Annotated in this window: 18 protein-coding genes; 5 read left to right on the forward strand and 13 right to left on the reverse strand. The window is 65.2% G+C overall.

Annotated features, from left to right (window positions below):
- Window positions 1–112 precede the first annotated feature (112 nt).
- Together K8M09_RS12645 and K8M09_RS23665 are read right to left on the reverse strand one after the other, a co-directional pair.
- Window positions 113–667, reverse strand: coding sequence for an RNA polymerase sigma factor (locus tag K8M09_RS12645; protein ID WP_160786314.1), 555 nt, complete (start codon window positions 665–667; stop codon window positions 113–115).
- A gap of 7 nt (window positions 668–674) precedes the next feature.
- On the reverse strand, window positions 675–788 hold the full coding sequence (locus K8M09_RS23665; RefSeq protein ID WP_160786428.1) for a NepR family anti-sigma factor: 114 nt from the start codon (window positions 786–788) through the stop codon (window positions 675–677).
- 230 nt (window positions 789–1,018) lie between these two features.
- Here K8M09_RS23665 and K8M09_RS12650 point away from each other — a divergent pair, with 230 nt between their 5' ends.
- On the forward strand, window positions 1,019–1,813 hold the full coding sequence (locus K8M09_RS12650; protein WP_160786315.1) for a response regulator: 795 nt from the start codon (window positions 1,019–1,021) through the stop codon (window positions 1,811–1,813).
- 292 nt (window positions 1,814–2,105) lie between these two features.
- On the opposite strand, the gene K8M09_RS12655 is transcribed toward K8M09_RS12650, so the two are convergent.
- The 9 genes from K8M09_RS12655 to K8M09_RS12695 form a co-directional block, all read right to left on the reverse strand.
- Complete coding sequence (locus K8M09_RS12655; RefSeq protein WP_160786316.1) at window positions 2,106–3,689, reverse strand: FGGY-family carbohydrate kinase; 1,584 nt, start codon at window positions 3,687–3,689, stop codon at window positions 2,106–2,108.
- Window positions 3,689–4,381 (reverse strand): HAD family hydrolase, encoded by a 693-nt coding sequence (locus K8M09_RS12660; RefSeq protein WP_160786317.1) that lies wholly within the window; start codon window positions 4,379–4,381, stop codon window positions 3,689–3,691. Before K8M09_RS12660 ends, K8M09_RS12655 begins: the two co-directional genes overlap by 1 nt.
- Window positions 4,382–4,447: 66 nt before the next feature.
- Complete coding sequence (locus K8M09_RS12665) at window positions 4,448–5,932, reverse strand: mannitol dehydrogenase family protein (RefSeq protein ID WP_160786318.1); 1,485 nt, start codon at window positions 5,930–5,932, stop codon at window positions 4,448–4,450.
- A 63-nt stretch (window positions 5,933–5,995) separates the two neighbouring features.
- Complete coding sequence (locus K8M09_RS12670; RefSeq protein ID WP_160786319.1) at window positions 5,996–6,769, reverse strand: L-iditol 2-dehydrogenase; 774 nt, start codon at window positions 6,767–6,769, stop codon at window positions 5,996–5,998.
- A complete protein-coding gene (locus K8M09_RS12675) occupies window positions 6,766–7,767 on the reverse strand; it encodes an ABC transporter ATP-binding protein (protein WP_160786320.1) in 1,002 nt (333 codons plus the stop codon). The genes K8M09_RS12670 and K8M09_RS12675 overlap by 4 nt, the downstream gene beginning before the upstream one ends.
- A 13-nt stretch (window positions 7,768–7,780) precedes the next feature.
- Window positions 7,781–8,605, reverse strand: a complete 825-nt coding sequence (locus K8M09_RS12680; protein ID WP_160786321.1) for a carbohydrate ABC transporter permease — start codon at window positions 8,603–8,605, stop codon at window positions 7,781–7,783.
- A 13-nt stretch (window positions 8,606–8,618) separates the two neighbouring features.
- On the reverse strand, window positions 8,619–9,491 hold the full coding sequence (locus K8M09_RS12685; protein ID WP_160786322.1) for a carbohydrate ABC transporter permease: 873 nt from the start codon (window positions 9,489–9,491) through the stop codon (window positions 8,619–8,621).
- A gap of 207 nt (window positions 9,492–9,698) precedes the next feature.
- Entirely contained in the window at window positions 9,699–11,009 is a 1,311-nt protein-coding gene (locus tag K8M09_RS12690; RefSeq protein WP_160786323.1) for an ABC transporter substrate-binding protein, read from the reverse strand.
- Window positions 11,010–11,189: 180 nt separating this feature from the next.
- Window positions 11,190–12,143, reverse strand: a complete 954-nt coding sequence (locus K8M09_RS12695) for a sugar-binding transcriptional regulator (protein WP_160786324.1) — start codon at window positions 12,141–12,143, stop codon at window positions 11,190–11,192.
- 257 nt (window positions 12,144–12,400) lie between these two features.
- Here K8M09_RS12695 and K8M09_RS12700 point away from each other — a divergent pair, with 257 nt between their 5' ends.
- Both K8M09_RS12700 and preA read left to right on the forward strand, forming a co-directional pair.
- Window positions 12,401–13,762, forward strand: a complete 1,362-nt coding sequence (locus tag K8M09_RS12700; RefSeq protein ID WP_160786325.1) for an NAD(P)-dependent oxidoreductase — start codon at window positions 12,401–12,403, stop codon at window positions 13,760–13,762.
- A gap of 12 nt (window positions 13,763–13,774) precedes the next feature.
- Entirely contained in the window at window positions 13,775–15,088 is a 1,314-nt protein-coding gene (preA, locus tag K8M09_RS12705; RefSeq protein WP_160786326.1) for an NAD-dependent dihydropyrimidine dehydrogenase subunit PreA, read from the forward strand.
- Between the two features lie 18 nt (window positions 15,089–15,106).
- On the opposite strand, the gene K8M09_RS12710 is transcribed toward preA, so the two are convergent.
- Window positions 15,107–15,451: a carboxymuconolactone decarboxylase family protein gene (locus tag K8M09_RS12710; protein ID WP_160786327.1), complete on the reverse strand. Its 345-nt coding sequence runs from the start codon at window positions 15,449–15,451 to the stop codon at window positions 15,107–15,109.
- 72 nt (window positions 15,452–15,523) lie between these two features.
- On the opposite strand from K8M09_RS12710, the gene K8M09_RS12715 reads away from it, so the two are divergent.
- Window positions 15,524–15,826 carry an ArsR/SmtB family transcription factor gene (locus tag K8M09_RS12715; protein WP_229341868.1) on the forward strand — a complete coding sequence of 101 codons (303 nt, stop codon included), beginning with the start codon at window positions 15,524–15,526 and terminating at the stop codon, window positions 15,824–15,826.
- Window positions 15,827–15,828: 2 nt separating this feature from the next.
- Window positions 15,829–16,362, forward strand: coding sequence for a rhodanese-like domain-containing protein (locus K8M09_RS12720; RefSeq protein ID WP_160786328.1), 534 nt, complete (start codon window positions 15,829–15,831; stop codon window positions 16,360–16,362).
- A 6-nt stretch (window positions 16,363–16,368) separates the two neighbouring features.
- On the opposite strand, the gene K8M09_RS12725 is transcribed toward K8M09_RS12720, so the two are convergent.
- On the reverse strand, window positions 16,369–17,007 hold the full coding sequence (locus K8M09_RS12725; RefSeq protein ID WP_160786329.1) for an exopolysaccharide biosynthesis protein: 639 nt from the start codon (window positions 17,005–17,007) through the stop codon (window positions 16,369–16,371).
- Window positions 17,008–17,031: the final 24 nt, after the last annotated feature.

Below are 17,031 nucleotides of genomic sequence, written 5' to 3' on the forward strand. Positions count from 1 at the left end.
GGTACGCGATTCTGCCCCTGTTTTCACCCGTTAAACGCGTGGCGGGCTGCATATTCGCCTCTCCCCCTTACGCTTGCGCCGCCCGCCGGAAGGGCGGGCGGCGCACCGTTTCTCAAGATGCGAAGGCGCGCGACGTGATGGGCGCGGATATCGCATCCGGCCCGTAGTCGCTTTCCCCGCTCACCTGCAGAAGCTCCTGCAGGCGCTGGCGGGCGCGGTTCACGCGGCTCTTGATCGTGCCGAGCGCGCAGCCGCAGATTTCCGCCGCCTCCTCGTAGGAGAAGCCGGAAGCACCGACGAGGATGATCGCCTCGCGCTGCTCGTCCGGCAACTGCTCCAGCGCCTTCTTGAAATCCTGCATGTCGAGCGAGCCGTATTGCGAGGGATGCTGCGCGAGGTTCTCGGTGAAGATACCGTCGCTGTCCTGCACCTCGCGGCCGCGCTTGCGCAGCTTGCTGTAAAGCTCGTTGCGCAGGATCGTGAAGAGCCAGGCCTTCATGTTCGTGCCCATCTCGAACTGTTCCTGCTTGGCCCAGGCCTTCATGATCGTGTCCTGCACGAGATCGTCCGCCTGGTCGTGGCGGCCGATCAGGGAGATCGCGAAGGCGCGAAGGCTCGGCAGAACGGCCAGCATCTCGCGCTTGAAAGTGGTCTGTTCCCGGTCCATCGCGCCCTCACTCGGCCCGTTGCACGCTGCCTTCGACAGCGTCCAATTTTTCGAGAAGATCCAGGAACCTCTGGGGAAGTGCCTCGTCCTGTACGGAATGGTAGAATGCGCGCAGCTTCATCGCAATCTGCGCATTCGGATCACCCGGTCGTCTGGGAGGTTTGTTCGTGCTGTTTGTGGTGTTCACGCTATTCACTCTCGGCCGCTTTCATATCTCTATCCATGCCCCGGAACGGATTTGGCGTGAAAATGCCCGGCATCAAAAAAAGTTCCCGGTCCCGGAACCTAAATTTGTCTCCCGCGTTCAAACCGTCGACTGCGATTGCAGAGAATCGAGAACAGGGGAACGTCATGCCCATTTCCGACCGTATCGGACCGCACCTTCCGGCCCTGCGCCGCTATGCCCGTGCCCTGGCGGGCACCCAGTCTTCGGGCGATGCCTATGTGGCCGCCATGCTCGAAACCATTCTCGTCGATCCCACGCTCATGAACGAGGGCGAGGACGACAAGATGAGGCTCTTCGCCCTGCTCAGCCGCATCATCGCCTCGCTGCCGGTCTCGATGGGCCGGGGAGCGTCCTCCCTCGTTCCCGGCGTGGAAACGCCCTTCGACCTGTCCGGCGTTCCTCCGCTCGGCCGGCAGGCATTGCTGCTCGCGACGGTCGAAGGCTTTTCCGTCGAGCAGACCGCCGAAATCCTCGAGGCGGAAATGGCGGCCATCCGCACCCTGCTCGACGCAGCCTTCGCGGAGATCGCCGCCCAGGCCGAAACGGGCATCATGATCATCGAGGACGAGCCGCTGATCGCGCTCGACCTTGCGCATATGGTGAGCGGCATGGGCCATCGGGTGACCGGCATCGCCCGCACCCAGGCGGAAGCCGAAACGCTGTGGAACGACAGCCAGCCCGGCCTTGTGCTCGCCGACGTCAAGCTCGCCGACGGCTCCTCCGGCATCGACGCCGTGAACACGATCCTTTCGCGCACCGATATTCCCGTCATCTTCATTACGGCCTACCCGGAAAAGCTGCTGACGGGCGAGCGCCCGGAACCAGCCTTCCTCGTGTCGAAGCCCTTCAATCCCGAACAGGTGAAGGTGCTGATCAACCAGGCTCTTCTCTTCACGCCGCAGACCCGCGCAGCGGCCTGATCCCGCTCCCGGACAGCCGCAGCGGCGGCGCGGCGGCGGCGGTGGGACGGCACGCCCACCGCCGCTTTTGTTTTTCCTCGCAAGGCACAGCCGCAGGGCACAAAAGAAAACAGCCAGCGCCTGAGAGGCACTGGCTGCTTGAGTATCCACGGACCGGAGGGGGACACGGTATCGTGGTCGATCACCGGTCGAGGGCCTCGCATTTGGGGGATATGCGCAGACCGGTGACGCCGTAGAAACACGCGGCGAGCGATTTGGTTCCATCCGGTTGCAAATTTTTTCGGACTTTTTTTCAGCCCATCGCCTCAAGCTCCGCCCGGTGGCGGGAAAGCGCGAGGAAACGGCGGTAATCCCGGTCGTAGCCGGCCTTGCGCGCGGCGTCGGGCAGGAGTTCCGTTCCGGCCGCCTGCATGCCCGCGCCGGCCGCGGACAGATCGGGATAAATGCCCCCGGCAACCGCGCCTACCATCGCCGTCCCCAGCAGCACCGCATCGCCGCTATCCGGCACCACGATGCGGCAGCCGGTGACGTCGCGGTAGAGTTCCAGAAGCAGCGGATTGCGCACATGGCCGCCGGCGACATGGAGCGCATCGGCGGGATAACCCGCTTCGCCGAGTGCCTCGAGGATCTGGCGGATACCGAGCGCGATGGCCACCGCGGTGCGCCAGTAGAGCCGGCAGAGGCCGTCGAAGGAGGCATCGAGCGACAGGCCGCTGATCACTCCGAGCGCGTGCGGATCGGCGAGCGGTGAGCGATTGCCATGGAAATCGGGCAGGACATGCAGTCGGGCGGCGAAAGCCTCCCCCTCCTGCGCCCGCATTTCGCCGATGCGCGCGGCGATGCGGGCATGGGTCGCCGCATCCGGCTCTCCGCCCGCGCCATGCGCCCGTACGATATGGTCGAGCAGCGCGCCCGTGGCGGACTGCCCGCCCTCGATCAGCCAATGGCCCGGCAGCACCGCCTCGTAATACGGCCCCCACATGCCGAAGCCGAATTTCTTCTCGCGCGAAAGCGCGACGATGCAACTCGACGTGCCGCCGATCAGCGCGAGCCGGCGCTCCAGCCTCTCCGGTTCGCCGGCGAAGGGGCCGAGCACGCCGAGCGCGCCCGCATAGGCATCGATGAGGCCCGCCGCGACCACGCAGTCCGTGTCGAGGCCGAGGCTTGCGGCCGCCTCCGGGGTCAGCCGCCCGACACCCGTACCGACGGCAAGCGTCTGCGCCGACAGGGCGCCGCGTTCGCGCACGTCATCGAGGCCGATCGCCTGCAGGAAGCTCTCGCTCCAGCCGCCCTCCTCATGGGAGAGATAGTTCCACTTGGCCGCCATGGTGCAGCGTGAGCGGGCATTGCTGCCGGTCGCGCGCCAGGTGATGAAATCGGCAAGATCGAAGAAAGAACCGGCCTTCGCCCATTGCGCCGGCTGATGGCGCTTCAGCCACAGGAGCTTGGGCATCTGCATCTCCGGCGACATGACGCGGCCGGAATGGGCAAGCACCGGATGCTGCGTGGCGGTGCAGGCATCCGCCTCCTCCAGCGCGCGGTGATCGAGCCAGACGATGGTGTCCCAGCGTGCATCCTCGCCGCCGGAAACCGCAAGCGGCCGCCCGGCCCCGTCCCGCACGACGAGCGAGCAGGTCGCATCGACGCCGAAGGCGGCGACCCGGCTGGCATCCGCGCCCGCCGCCGCGCAGGCGGCCTTCACCGCCGCGCACACGGCGCGCCAGATGTCTTCCGAATCGTGCTCGGCATGATTGACGCTGGGGCGACGCATGGCGATGGGGTGTTCGGAACGCCCGAGCAGCGCGCCGCGCCGGTCGAAGACGCCGGCCCGGGCACTGCCCGTGCCGATGTCCACCGCAACGATCAGATCGCGCATCAATGCTCTTTCCCGCCGTCCTCGTCCTCGCGGACAAACTGTAACAATTCCCGCATGTCGTCAAACAGGGCGTCGGGTTCGAGGCTGAGGAGCGCCGCGCGGTGCTGGGGCGAGCGGGCATGGGAGCCGCCGGTGAAGGCGACGACCCGCATGCCGGCGGATTTCGCGGCGGCGATGCCGGCCGGACTGTCCTCCACGACCACACAGCGGCCCGGCTCCACCCCCATGGCCGCGCTGGCATGAAGGAAGAGGTCGGGTGCGGGCTTGCCGTGCCTGACCATGCTGGCGCTGAAGATATTCGGCTCGAAACGGTCGAGCAGGCCGGTGACGGAAAGCGACAGGCGGATGCGTTCCGGCTGGCTGGACGAGGCCACGCAATGGGCGATGCCCAGCCCGTCGACGGTCTCGGCTATGCCCGCAATGGGTTGCAGTTCGCTGCGGAAGCGCTCGTAGAGCGCTTTGCGCATGCCATCGAGAAAGGCGGCGTCGACGGCGAGGCCATAGTCGTCATGCAGGATTTCCGACATGCTTTTCAGGCTGCGCCCAAGGAAGCGCTCGTGCGCCTCCTCCTCGCTCATCGTCACGCCCGCCGCCGCAAGGGCCTCGACCAGCACCGTGATCGAGATCGGCTCGCTGTCGACGAGCACGCCGTCGCAATCGAAGATGACCAGTTGTGTCGCTGTGGCGGCCATGGCGTTCCGTTCCGTGTTCAGGCCCCCGTTGGTACTGTCTGCCCGGCGCGATGGAAAGGCCCTTCCTCACGCCGCCAGCCGGTTCTCCAGATAGCGCCTCAGCGTCGCCCGCGTGCCCTCCCGCTGGAGGCATTCCAGCGCATGGGCGAACCGCTTGCGGAAAAGGTCCGATCCCGCGACCGTGCCGAAAATATCCCTCAACTCGAGGAAGGCGCCCGGATCGCCCTTCGCCGCCGTCGCGGCGGCGCGGATGCGGTCGATATTGGGATCGTTGAAGGCGATATCCTTGCCGCTGTCCGTCTTGCCGGCGAGATAATGGCACCAGAGCGCCGAGACCAGCGAAAGGCCGACGACGTCCTCGCCGCGCGAAAGCCGGTCGGCCGTCGAGGGCAGGATGAATTTCGGCTGGCGGTTGGAGCCGTCCTGCGCAAGGCGCGGGATCGTGTCGGCGATCTTGGGGTTCAGGAAGCGCCGTTCGATCAGAGCGAAATAATCGTTGAGGTCCGTGTCCGGCACCGGCGGGATGACGGGAATGATCTCCTCCCGCTCCAGCTTGGCGAGGAAGGCGCGGATATCCACATCCTCCATGGCCTCATGCACGAAATGGATATCGAGCAGCGCCGCCGGATAGGCGATGGCCGCATGCCCGCCGTTGAGGATGCGGATCTTCATGTGCTCATAGGGCGCGACATCCGGCACGAACTGCACGCCGGCCTTCTCCAGAGCGGGGCGGCCCTGCGGAAAATGATCCTCCAGCACCCATTGCTTGAACTCCTCGCAGAAGACCGGCCAGGCATCGTCGATGCCGTAGTCGTCCGCCGCGATGGCGATCTCGCGCGGCCCCGTCGCCGGCGTGATGCGGTCCACCATACCGTTCGGGAAGGCGACATTGGCCTCGATCCAGTCGGCAAGCGCGGGATCGGAAAGGCGGGCGAGACCGGACACCGCCGCGCGCGTCACCTTTCCATTGTGCGGAATGTTATCGCAGGACATGACAGTGTAGGGCGCGATGCCCTTGTCCCGGCGCGCGCTGAGACCCGCAAGGATGAGGCCGAAGACGGTTTTCGGATCGCCGGGATTGGCCGCGTCGGCGGCAATGGCCGGATGGGTCGGGTCGAAGACGCCGGACGCCGGATCGATGAAGTAGCCGCCCTCGGTGATCGTCAGCGAAACGATGCGGATCGCCGGATCGGCAAGCCGCGCGACGGTCGCCGCCGCGTTGCCAGGGGCAAGATAACCGATCATCGCGCCGGTCACCCGCGCGCCGGAACGGTTGTTGTCCTGCTCGACCACGGTGGTCAAAAAGTCCTGCCCCGCCAGCTTGTCGCGCATCGCCGCGTCTGAGGGCAGAACGCCCGCGCCAACAATCGCCCAGTCATGGTCTAGGCCGAGATTGAAGAGATCGTCGAGATAGACCGCCTGATGCGCCCGGTGGAAATTGCCGACGCCGAAATGCACGATGCCGGCCGCAAGGCCGCCGCGCTCGTAGGCGGGCACGCTTGCCGTTGCGGCAATGTCCTTGAGGGTGGCGAGCGACAGTTTCGTGGTCATGGGTCCAGTCCTTCCGGTCTATCCGGTCTTGTCTCGTGCCGGGTCCGCGCGGGGCGCGCGGGCTCAGCTCATCCAGTTGCCGCCGTCGACATTGTAGGACTGGGCGACGACGTAGTTGCTCTCCTCAGAGGCCAGGAAGACCGCCATGCCGGTGAGGTCGTCCGCCGTTCCCATGCGGCCGAAGGGCACTTCCGCGCCGACGAGGCGCTTCTTCTCGCCGAGCGGGCGGTTCTCGTATTTGGCGAAGAGCGCATCGACGCCGTCCCAGTGCTCGCCGTCGACCACGCCGGGGGCGATGGCGTTGACGTTGATGCCATGCCGGATGAGGTTCAGCCCGGCCGACTGGGTGAGGCTGATGACCGCCGCCTTGGTGGCGCAGTAGACGGCAACAAGCGCCTCGCCGCGCCGGCCGGCCTGGCTGGCCATGTTGACGATCTTGCCGCCGCGCCCCTGCGCGATCATCTGCCTGGCCGCCGCCTGCATCGTGAAAAGCGTGCCGGCGACATTGATCGAGAACAGCCTGTCGTAGCTCTCCCGCGTGATCTCGACGATGGGCGCAAGGTCGAACAGCGCGGCATTGTTGACGAGGATATCCAGCCCGCCGGCCTGCTTCACGCAGGCACCGATAGCCGCGTCTATGGAGTCCTGCCGTGTCACGTCCATCTGCACCGCATAGGCCGCGGGGCCGATCTCGGAGGCAGTCGCCGCGGCCCGCTCGATATTGATATCGGCGATGGCGACGCGCGCGCCTTCCCGCACATAGGCTTCCGCGAATGCGCGGCCGATCCCCCGCGCCGACCCGGTGATCAGCGCGCTCTTGCCTTCCAGTCTTTTCATCGGATTGCCATTCCCTTGTCGTCGAAGCGATGGATGCGGGTCTCGTCGGGGGTGAGATAGACGGTATCGCCGTGGGTGACGGGGAAGTCGCCATCGGCGCGCACCGTCAGCATGCCCACACCCTCGACATTGACGTGGAGGAACGTGTCGGAGCCGAGATGTTCGGCGACGCCGACAAGGCCCTTCCAGGTGCCGCTCTCCTTGGAGAGCCGGATATGCTCGGGGCGGATGCCGACAGTCGGCGCATTCCACGGCCCCGCCGCCGCGCCCTTGACGAAGTTCATGCGCGGCGAACCGATGAAGCCGGCGACGAAGAGGTTGTCAGGCTTGTTGTATAGATCGAGCGGCGAGCCGACCTGCTCGATATTGCCGGCATTCAGCACCACGATCTTGTCGGCCATGGTCATGGCTTCCACCTGATCGTGGGTGACATAGATCATCGTGGTCTTGAGCTGGTGATGCAGCTCGCTGATCTCCAGCCGCATCGTGCCGCGCAGCGCCGCATCGAGGTTGGACAGCGGCTCGTCGAATAAAAAGGCCGACGGTTCGCGCACGATGGCGCGGCCGATGGCCACGCGCTGGCGCTGACCGCCGGAAAGTTGACCCGGCCGCCGCTCCAGGTAGTTGGTGAGGTTCAGCACGCGTGCGGCTTCCGTCACCTTCTTGTCGATCGCCGCCTGATCCATCTTCGCCATCTTCAAGGGAAAGGCGATGTTCTTGGCGACGCTCATATGCGGATAGAGCGCATAGGACTGGAACACCATGGCGAGCCCGCGCTTGGCGGGGGCGGCGGCGGTCACGTCCTTGCCGTCGATCTCGATGGTGCCGCTCGTCGTGTCTTCAAGACCGGCGATGAGGCGCAGCAGCGTGGACTTGCCGCAGCCCGAGGGGCCGACGAAGACCACGAACTCGCCGTCCTCGATGGTGAGGTCGATGCCCGGAATGACCTGCGTCGCGCCGAAGGACTTGTTGACTTTCTTCAGGATGATCTTGCCCATGAGTTCCCTCCCCTTACTTCACGGCGCCGAAGGTCAGGCCGCGGACAAGCTGCTTTTGTGAGAACCACCCCATGATCAGGATGGGGGCGATGGCGAGCGTGGATGCCGCCGAGAGTTTCGCCCAGAACAACCCTTGCGGACTGGAGAACGAGGCGATGAAGGCGGTCAGCGGCGCGGCGTTGGTCGTCGTCAGCCGGATCGTCCAGAAGGCCTCGTTCCAGGCGAGGATGATGTTGAGGAGCATGGTCGAGGCGATGCCCGGCACCGCCATCGGCGTCAGCACGTAGACGATCTCGCCCCAGAGCGAGGCCCCATCCATGCGCGCGGCTTCCAGGATCTCGCCCGGGATTTCGCGGAAATAGGTGTAGAGCATCCAGATGACGATCGGCAGGTTGATCATGGTCAGCATGACGGTGAGGCCGATGCGGCTGTCGAGCAGGCCGAAGTCGCGGAAGAGAAGATAGATCGGCACGAGGACGGCCACGGCCGGCATCATCTTCGTCGAGAGCATCCACATCAGGATGTCCTTGGTGCGCCGTGTCGGGGCGAAGGCCATGGACCAGGCGGCGGGCACGGCGATCAGCAGCGCCAGCAGCGTCGAGCCGATGGAGATGATCACCGAGTTCAGGAAGAACTTGAAGTAGTTGCTCTGCGCCTGCACGGCCGCATAGCTTTCCACCGTGCCCGAGGGGATGAGGTTGAAGCCCTGGATGGCCTCGGTCTCGGACTTGAACGAGGTGATGATCGTGTAGAGGATCGGGAAGAAGATCACGAGCGCGATGATCCAGGCGGCGATCGTGAAGGCGACGGTTCTTCTGGTCGAAACGGCGCGGGCCATGGGTCTCTCCTTCCTACTTGTCCAGGTTCTTGCCGACGGCGCGCATCAGGAAGAAGGCGACGATATTGGCGAGGATGACGGCGATGATGCCGCCGGCGGAGGCGCCGCCGACGTCGTAGCCGAGAAGCGCGGTGCGGTAGATCAGGAACGGCAGGTTGGTGGAGGCATAGCCCGGCCCGCCATTGGTGGTGACGAGGATTTCCGCATAGACGCCGAGCAGGAAGATCGTCTGGATCAGGATGACGACGGTGATCGAGCGGGAAAGATGCGGCAGCGTCAGGTAGATAAAGCGCGAGACGAAGCCCGCGCCGTCCATCTCCGCCGCTTCTTTCTGCTCGCCGTCGAGCGATTGCAGCGCGGTGAGCAGGATGAGCGTGGCGAAGGGCAGCCATTGCCAGGCGACGATGATGATGATCGACAGCAGCGGGAACTGCGCGAACCAGTCGACGGGCTGGAGGCCCAGCGCCCGGTTGATATCCGCCAGCACCCCGTAGCCCGGATGCATGATCATGTTCTTCCAGACGAGCGCCGCGACCGGCGGCATGACGAAGAAGGGCGAGATGATCATGATGCGCACGACCCCCTGCCCCCACATGGGCTGGTCGAGCAGAAGCGCGATGCCGATCCCGCCGACGACGGTGATGAGCAGCACCCCGCCGACGATCAGCAGCGTGTTCCAGATCGACTGGAAGAAGGCCGGGTCGGTGTAGAAATATTTGTAGTTGAACAGCCCTGCCCAGCTCACATTGCCGGGGTTCAGGAGGTTGTAGTTCTGGAACGAGAACCACAGCGTCATCGCCAGCGGCACGATCATCCAGACCAGAAGCAGGCCCACAGAGGGCGCCAACATCACCCGCGCCAGACCGCGCGTATTCTCCGTCGCCATGATTTCCTCCCGAGAGCCGGTGCGGCCGGCCGATGCTGTCATTCGCAGATGGGTCGCAAGAACCCCTCACCTGCCTGCCGGCATCCTCTCCCTGTAGGCGGAAAGAAGGTCCCGGCAGGGGGATGAAGGGCAAACGCCCAATCAACATTCCCCGCGTCCTCGGCTGCCCGGACCGCAATCCGGGCAGCCTGTCCTTGGGGAGGAGGCTTACTTGATGTAGCCGGCGCGGGTCATTTCGCGCACGGCCGTGGTCTGTGCCTGTGCGAGCGCGTCATCCACGGAGGACTGGCCGGCAAGCACCGCCGAGAAGAGCTGGCCGACCGTCGTGCCGAGACCCTGGAATTCCGGGATCGCGACGAACTGGCCGCCCGTATAGGGCACCGGCTTGACGGAGGGCTTGGTGATGTCCGCCGCATCCATGGCCGCAAGGGTGGGAGCTGCGAAGGGCGCTGCCTTCTGGTATTCGGCGTTCTTGTAGAGCGAGGTGCGCGTGCCCGGAGGAACGTTCGCCCAGCCTTCCTTGCTGGCGACGAGCTCGGTGTAGCCCTTGCTGGTCGCCCAGGCGATGAACTTCTGCGCGGCTTCCGCCTTGGTCGAGCTTGCCGGAACGGCAAGGTTCCACGACCACAGCCAATGGCCATGGTTGCCATTGCCCGTATCCGGGAAGATCGCGTAGCCGACCTTGTCGGCGACCGTCGAGTCCTTCGGATTGGAGACGAAGGAGGCCGCGACCGTCGCGTCGATCCACATGCCGCACTTGCCCTGCTGGAAGAGCGTCAGGTTCTCGTTGAAGCCGTTGGACGAAGCGCCCTGCGGGCCGGCATCCTTCATCATGTCGACGTAGAACTGAAGGGAAGCCTTCCATTCCGGCTGGTCGAACTGCGGCTGCCACTTCTCATCGAACCAGCGTCCGCCGAAGGAATTGTTGAGCGCGGTGAGGAACGCCATGTTCTCGCCCCAGCCGGCCTTGCCGCGAAGGCAGATGCCGTTGATGTCGGCATTGCGGTCCGTGATCTTGCGGGCCGCTTCGCCGATGAATTCCCAGGTCGGGGAATCGGGCATCGTCAGGCCCGCCTTCTCGAACAGGTCCTTGCGGTACATGATCATGGCGGACTCGCCGTAGAACGGCGCGGCATAGAGCTTGCCGTCGACCGAAAGACCGCCGCGGATCGCCGGCAGCAGGTCGTCGACGTCATAGTCGGCGCCGAGGCCGTCGAGCGAGACCAGCCAGCCCTGCTTCGCCCAGATCGGGACCTCGTAGTTGCCGATCGTTACGATGTCATACTGGCCGCCCTTGGTCGCGATATCGGTCGTGACGCGCTCGCGCAGCACGTTCTCCTCGAGTGTCACCCACTCGAGCTGAATGTCCGGGTTCTTTGCGGTGAAGTCTTCCGTCAGCCCCTGCATGCGGATCATGTCGCCATTGTTGACGGTCGCGATCGTCAGCGTTTCGGCATTGGCGAAACCGGCGAGGAGAGCAGCCGAGCTGACGCCCAGCAGAAGGGTTCTCAAATTCATCATCTTCCTCCCAGAAGAGTTGTGAGCATTTGCTTCGCTCGTGAGCAATTACCCATAAATTGACACGGAAAGTCAACGACCATTCGTTGCTGCACCGCACAAAGCGGACAGCCACACCTTGAATCTCATGGGAAATTTCTGTCCGGCGCAGAGCGATCCACAGCCGGCGGAGGGCGGTTTTCAGGCCGAAAGCAGGTAGCGCGCCGTCTCTTCGTCGGTGATGACGCCGTTGATCATGCGCCCGCGCAGGGCCGCAAGCAGGGCCGCATATTTGCGTTTGCCCTTGGCAAGGCCGATGACGGTGGTCGTCTCGCGCGGCGGCAGCGGCACGGAGGCGACACGCTCGTTGATGCTGCCTTCCAGCAGCCGGCCGTCACGGTCGAACATCCAGCCGCAGATCTCGCCGGCGGCCCCCTCTTCCATCAGCCGCGCCATCTCTTGCGGGTCGAGGAAGCCGTCGAGGCAGAGCGGCGCGTCGGCGCCAAGCTCGCCGATGCCGACGAAGACGACATCCGCCTCGCGGCCGAGCTGGAGCGTCGACTGCACGAGGCTCTGGCGGTGCAGGAGATCGCGCTCTTCGGCCGAGGAGACGAGAACCGGCAGCGGCATCGGATAGTGCCGCGCCTTCACGGCATCGGCCATGGAGAAGATGACGTTGTAATAGGCGGCCGAGCCGTCCGGGCCGATATTGCCGGTCAGCGACATGATGCGGTGCTGCGGACATTCCATGGCCGGCAACTGGTCGATGGCCGCCTTGAGCGTGCGCCCCGTGCCGACCGCCAGCACGATCGGTTCGCTCTTCTTCAGCCAGCGCTCGATTTCCGCCGCGCCCGCCTCGGCGATGCCGATGGTCGTCGAGCTGGACCCCGGATCGCCCGGCACGATATCGACATGCACGAGGCCGAACTTCCGCTTGAGCGCCTCGCCCAGTTCCAGGCATTCGGCGATGGGATGGTCGAGGCGCACCTTGATCAGCCGCTCGGCGACGGCGAGCGAAACGAGACGCTGCGCCGACTGGCGGGAAATGCCCATGGCGGCGGCGATCTCGTCCTGCGTGCGGCCCGCGACGTAGTAGAGCCAGCCGGCCCTTGCCGCATCGTCCAGCCGCCCGGCTGTTTCCGTCCGCTTCGCCATCGTCTTCCCCGGTTGTTCCCCACGATTTGCTGCATCTTTTCATGCCACCTGTCAAACGTCATCTGATGGCGCATAAAGGACAGGCAAGGCCGCGCCGCACTATCGACACGGCGAAAAGATAACCGAAATTCTCATGTTTATTTTCGCTGCAAGCCCTGAAAAACCGGGATTTCTTTTGAAATTTTACCGTTTGATAAAAAAATAAACCTGAGTTACCGTTCTCCTATTCAAAAAGCCCACGCGAATGGGAGATAACGATGGGAACGACGCAATCTGGGATTCATCGGGGGCGTCTTGCGCCTGCCGAATACGAGACGAACTTCTCCGACCTTCACCCGCGCCTCGACGACCATGAGGCGCTGGTCGCAGCCGACCGCTGCTACTTCTGTCACGACGCGCCGTGCATGACGGCCTGTCCCACCTCCATCGACATCCCGATGTTCATCCGCCAGATCTCGACGGGCAACCCCATCGGCTCGGCCAAGACGATCTTCGACCAGAACATCCTCGGCGGCATGTGCGCCCGCGTCTGTCCCACAGAGACGCTTTGCGAACAGGCCTGCGTGCGCAACACGGCGGAACACCGCCCGGTCGAGATCGGCCGCCTGCAGCGCTACGCGACCGACGTCGCGATCACCGAGAACCAGCATTTCTACGAGCGCGCAGCGCGCACCGGCAAGGCCGTGGCGGTCGTCGGCGCTGGTCCCGCGGGCCTTGCCTGCGCCCATCGCCTCGCCATGAACGGCCATGACGTCGTGGTCTTCGAGGCGCGCGAGAAGGCCGGCGGCCTCAACGAATACGGCATCGCCACCTACAAGGCGGTCGACGACTTCGCCCAGCGCGAAGTCGATTACGTGCTCGCCATCGGCGGCATCGAGGTGAAGAACGGCCTGAAGCTCGGCCGCGACTTCACGCTCGCCGACCTCACTGCCAATTTCGACGCCGTCTTCCTCGGCATGGGCCTTTCGGGCGTCAACGCGCTCGGCGCGGAAGGCGAAAACCTTCCAGGCGTGGTGGATGCCGTCGATTTCATCGCCGAGCTGCGACAGGCCGAGGACAAGGCAAGCGTGCCGGTCGGCCGGCGCGTCGTCGTCATCGGCGGCGGCATGACGGCCATCGACGCCGCCGTGCAGGCAAAGCTTCTCGGCGCGGAAGAGGTGACGATCTGCTACCGCCGCGGCAAGGAGCACATGAACGCCTCGCCCTTCGAGCAGGACCTTGCCGCCTCCAAGGGCGTGATGATCCGCCACTGGCTCCAGCCGAAGCGCGTCATCGCCCGCGACGGCCAGGTCGCCGGCATCGAGGTGGAATATACCGAGATGCGCGACGGCAAGCTCACCGGCACCGGCGAGACCGGGGCGCTCGTCGCCGACCAGATCTTCAAGGCCATCGGCCAGACCTTCGAGGCTGCCGGCCTCGGCGCGCTCGCCATGGCCTCGGGCCGCATCGCCATCGATGCGGAAGGCCGCACCTCCCTCGCCAATGTCTGGGCGGGCGGGGACTGCGTGAAGGCCGGCGAGGACCTGACGGTCACCTCGGTCGCACAGGGCCGCGACGCGGCCGATTCGATCAACCGCATGCTGGCTGCCGGCGCGCAGCCTTCCGTTGCCGTCGCTTGAGGGAGATGAGACATGGCTGATCTTCGCAACAACTTCGTCGGCATCAAGTCGCCCAACCCGTTCTGGCTGGCCTCCGCGCCGCCGACCGACAAGGCCTACAATGTCGAGCGCGCCTTCAAGGCGGGCTGGGGCGGCGTGGTCTGGAAGACGCTCGGCGAGGAAGGCCCGCCGGTCGTCAACGTCAACGGCCCGCGCTACGGCGCGATCTGGGGCGCCGACCGCCGGCTGCTCGGCCTCAACAATATCGAACTGATCACCGACCGCGACCTCTACACGAACCTGCGCGAGATGAAGCAGGTCAAGATGAACTGGCCGGACCGGGCGCTCATCGCCTCGATCATGGTGCCCTGCGAGGAGGAGAGCTGGAAGGCGATCCTGCCGCTCGTCGAGGAGACCGGGGCGGACGGCATCGAGCTGAACTTCGGCTGTCCGCACGGCATGTCCGAGCGCGGCATGGGCGCGGCGGTCGGGCAGGTGCCGGAATATATCGAGATGGTCGTGCGCTGGTGCAAGCAGTACACGCGCATGCCGGTCATCACCAAGCTGACGCCGAACATCACCGACATCCGCAAGCCCGCCCGCGCTGCCAAGGCCGGCGGCACCGATGCCGTGTCGCTGATCAACACGATCAACTCCATCGTGTCGGTCGACCTCGACAGCTTCGCCCCGAACCCGACGGTCGGCGGCAAGGGCACGCATGGCGGCTATTGCGGCCCGGCGGTCAAGCCCATCGCGCTCAACATGGTGGCCGAGATCGCCCGCGACCCGGAAACCTACGGCCTGCCGATCTCCGGCATCGGCGGCGTGACGACCTGGCGCGACGCCGCCGAGTTCCTGGCGCTCGGCGCCGGCAACGTGCAGGTCTGCACGGCGGCCATGACCTACGGCTTCAAGATCGTGCAGGAGATGATCTCCGGCCTTTCCGACTGGATGGACGCGAAGGGCCACCGCAATCTCGACGACATCTGCGGCCGCGCCGTACCGAATGTCACGGACTGGCAGTATCTCAACCTCAACTACATCGCCAAGGCCCATATCGACCAGGATGCCTGCATCAAGTGCGGCCGCTGCCACATCGCCTGCGAGGACACCTCGCACCAGGCGATCACGCAGTTCGTCGACGGCGTCCGGCATTTCGAGGTGATGGAAGACGAATGCGTCGGCTGCAATCTCTGCGTCAACGTCTGCCCCGTCGAGAACTGCATCACCATGGTGGGTCTGGAACCCGGCACGCTCGACCAGCGCACCGGCAAGCCGGTCGATCCGAACTACGCCAACTGGACGACCCACCCGAACAACCCGATGGCCCGTCAGGCCGCCGAGTAAACGCCCTTTGCCGGGGCCTCAGGCCCCGGCAAACTGGTCGTAGGCGCGCATCGCGTCGGCCGCATACATCAGCGCCGGCCCGCCGCCCATATAGACGCACATCGCCATCACCTCCGCGACTTCCTGCCGGGTCGCGCCAAGCTCGATCAGCGCCTTGGCGTGGAAGCCGATGCAGCCGTCGCAGCGCTGCGTCACGCCGATGGCGAGCGCGATCAGCTCCTTCGTCTTCTTGTCCAGCGCGCCCTCCGCGCCCGCACCCTTCGCAAGGGCGGAGAAGCCCTGCATCGCCTCCGGCGTGAGTTTGCGCAGCTCGCCCATATAGGCCGAGATATCCCTGGTGATCGCCTTGTAGTCCTTCGTCATGGCTCGCTCCTTGCAGCTTTACATTTCATATTTTCTTGATATCATAAAAATATAAATCGTAAAGAGGTGCCCGTGACGATTACCGAAGAGATGCCGGCGAAGGCCGAGACGGTGGCGAACTTCCTGAAGGGGCTGGCCAATCCGCACCGCCTGCTGGTCCTCTGCGCGCTGGCCAACGGCGAGCGCAGCGTGAGCGACCTCATCGAGGAGACGGGCATCGCCCAGACCTCGATGTCGCAGCACCTCGCCAAGCTGAAGGAGGAAGGGATCGTTCGCTACCGGCGCGATCACCGCACCCTCTTCTACGCCATCGACCACCCGGCCGTGATGGAGATCATGACCGTGCTCTACGCCCGTTTCTGCGCAAAGGACTGACCATGACCGCAACCGTATCCCCCAAGGACGCCGCCCTCTGGCTCGCCTCCGGCGAAGCCGTGCTGATCGACGTGCGCGAGCCGGACGAGTTCCGCGCCGAGCATATCGCCTGCGCGGCCTCCATTCCCTTGAACTCGTTGGGCGATGCGCTTGGGGGCACACAGATACCCGCCGCCCGCAAAATGATCTTCCAATGCCTGAAGGGCGGGCGCGGCGAAGTGGCTTGCCGGACGGCCGAGGCCGCAGGCGCGGGTCACGCGATCTACAATCTGGAAGGCGGCATCGCTGCCTGGAAGGATGCGGGCCTGCCCGTCGTCGGCAGCGGCGCGCCGGCCGCCATCCCGCTGTTCCGGCAGGTGCAGATCGCCGTCGGCATCATGATCGCAACGCTGATCGCCCTTGGCTTTTCCGGCCTGACGGCCGCGTTCGCCCTTGCCGGCCTGATCGGCGTCATGCTGGTCTTTGCGGGAACCACCGGCTGGTGCGGCATGGCGATGCTGCTCGCCCGCATGCCCTGGAACCGGCGTCCCGCGTGACGCCCCTTACCCGAAGATGTTGAGGCCCTGCCCGGCGCTGTAGGCCAGGAAGGCGAGCGCCGCGAAATACACGATCGTCAGCACCACCATCACATAGCCGGCGATCACCACGAGGCCGTCGCGCTGCGAAATGCCGGCGGCAAGCAGCAGGATGGCAACGCCCGGCAGCGTGTTGGAGAAGGGAATGAGGCCGAGCGGGGCCATCAGCAGCAGCCCCGCCCCCATCAGTACGAGGCCGTTCACGCGGTTCATCACCGCGCCGGAGGTCAGCGAGGCCATGCGCGGCTTGAAGAACCGATCGATCTTGCGCAGGAACGTCACGCCGCGCTCCAGCACCGGACGCAGCTTGCCGCTCTCCAGCCGCCGGTCGGCGACCTTCGCTGGCAGCCAGGGCAGCCGGTTGAGCGTGATCGCCGCGCTGATCAGCACGATGCCCGCGCCGAAGACGGTGGAAACGCCGGGGATCGACACCGGGAACAGGAAGGGCAGCGACAGGAAGGCGCAGAGCAGCAGGAGACCGCTTTCGCCCATCATCCCCAGGAGATCGCGCAGGGTGATGTACTCGCCCTTGATCGAATGGAGGATGTCCTCGAGCAGTTCGCTCGTCTTGCGGTCCGTATCCTTGAAGCCGATGGCCGTCGTCATGAAATATCCTCTCGAATGCCGCCG

The sequence above is a fragment of the Shinella zoogloeoides genome, from assembly GCF_020883495.1.
GTDB lineage: Bacteria > Pseudomonadota > Alphaproteobacteria > Rhizobiales > Rhizobiaceae > Shinella > Shinella zoogloeoides.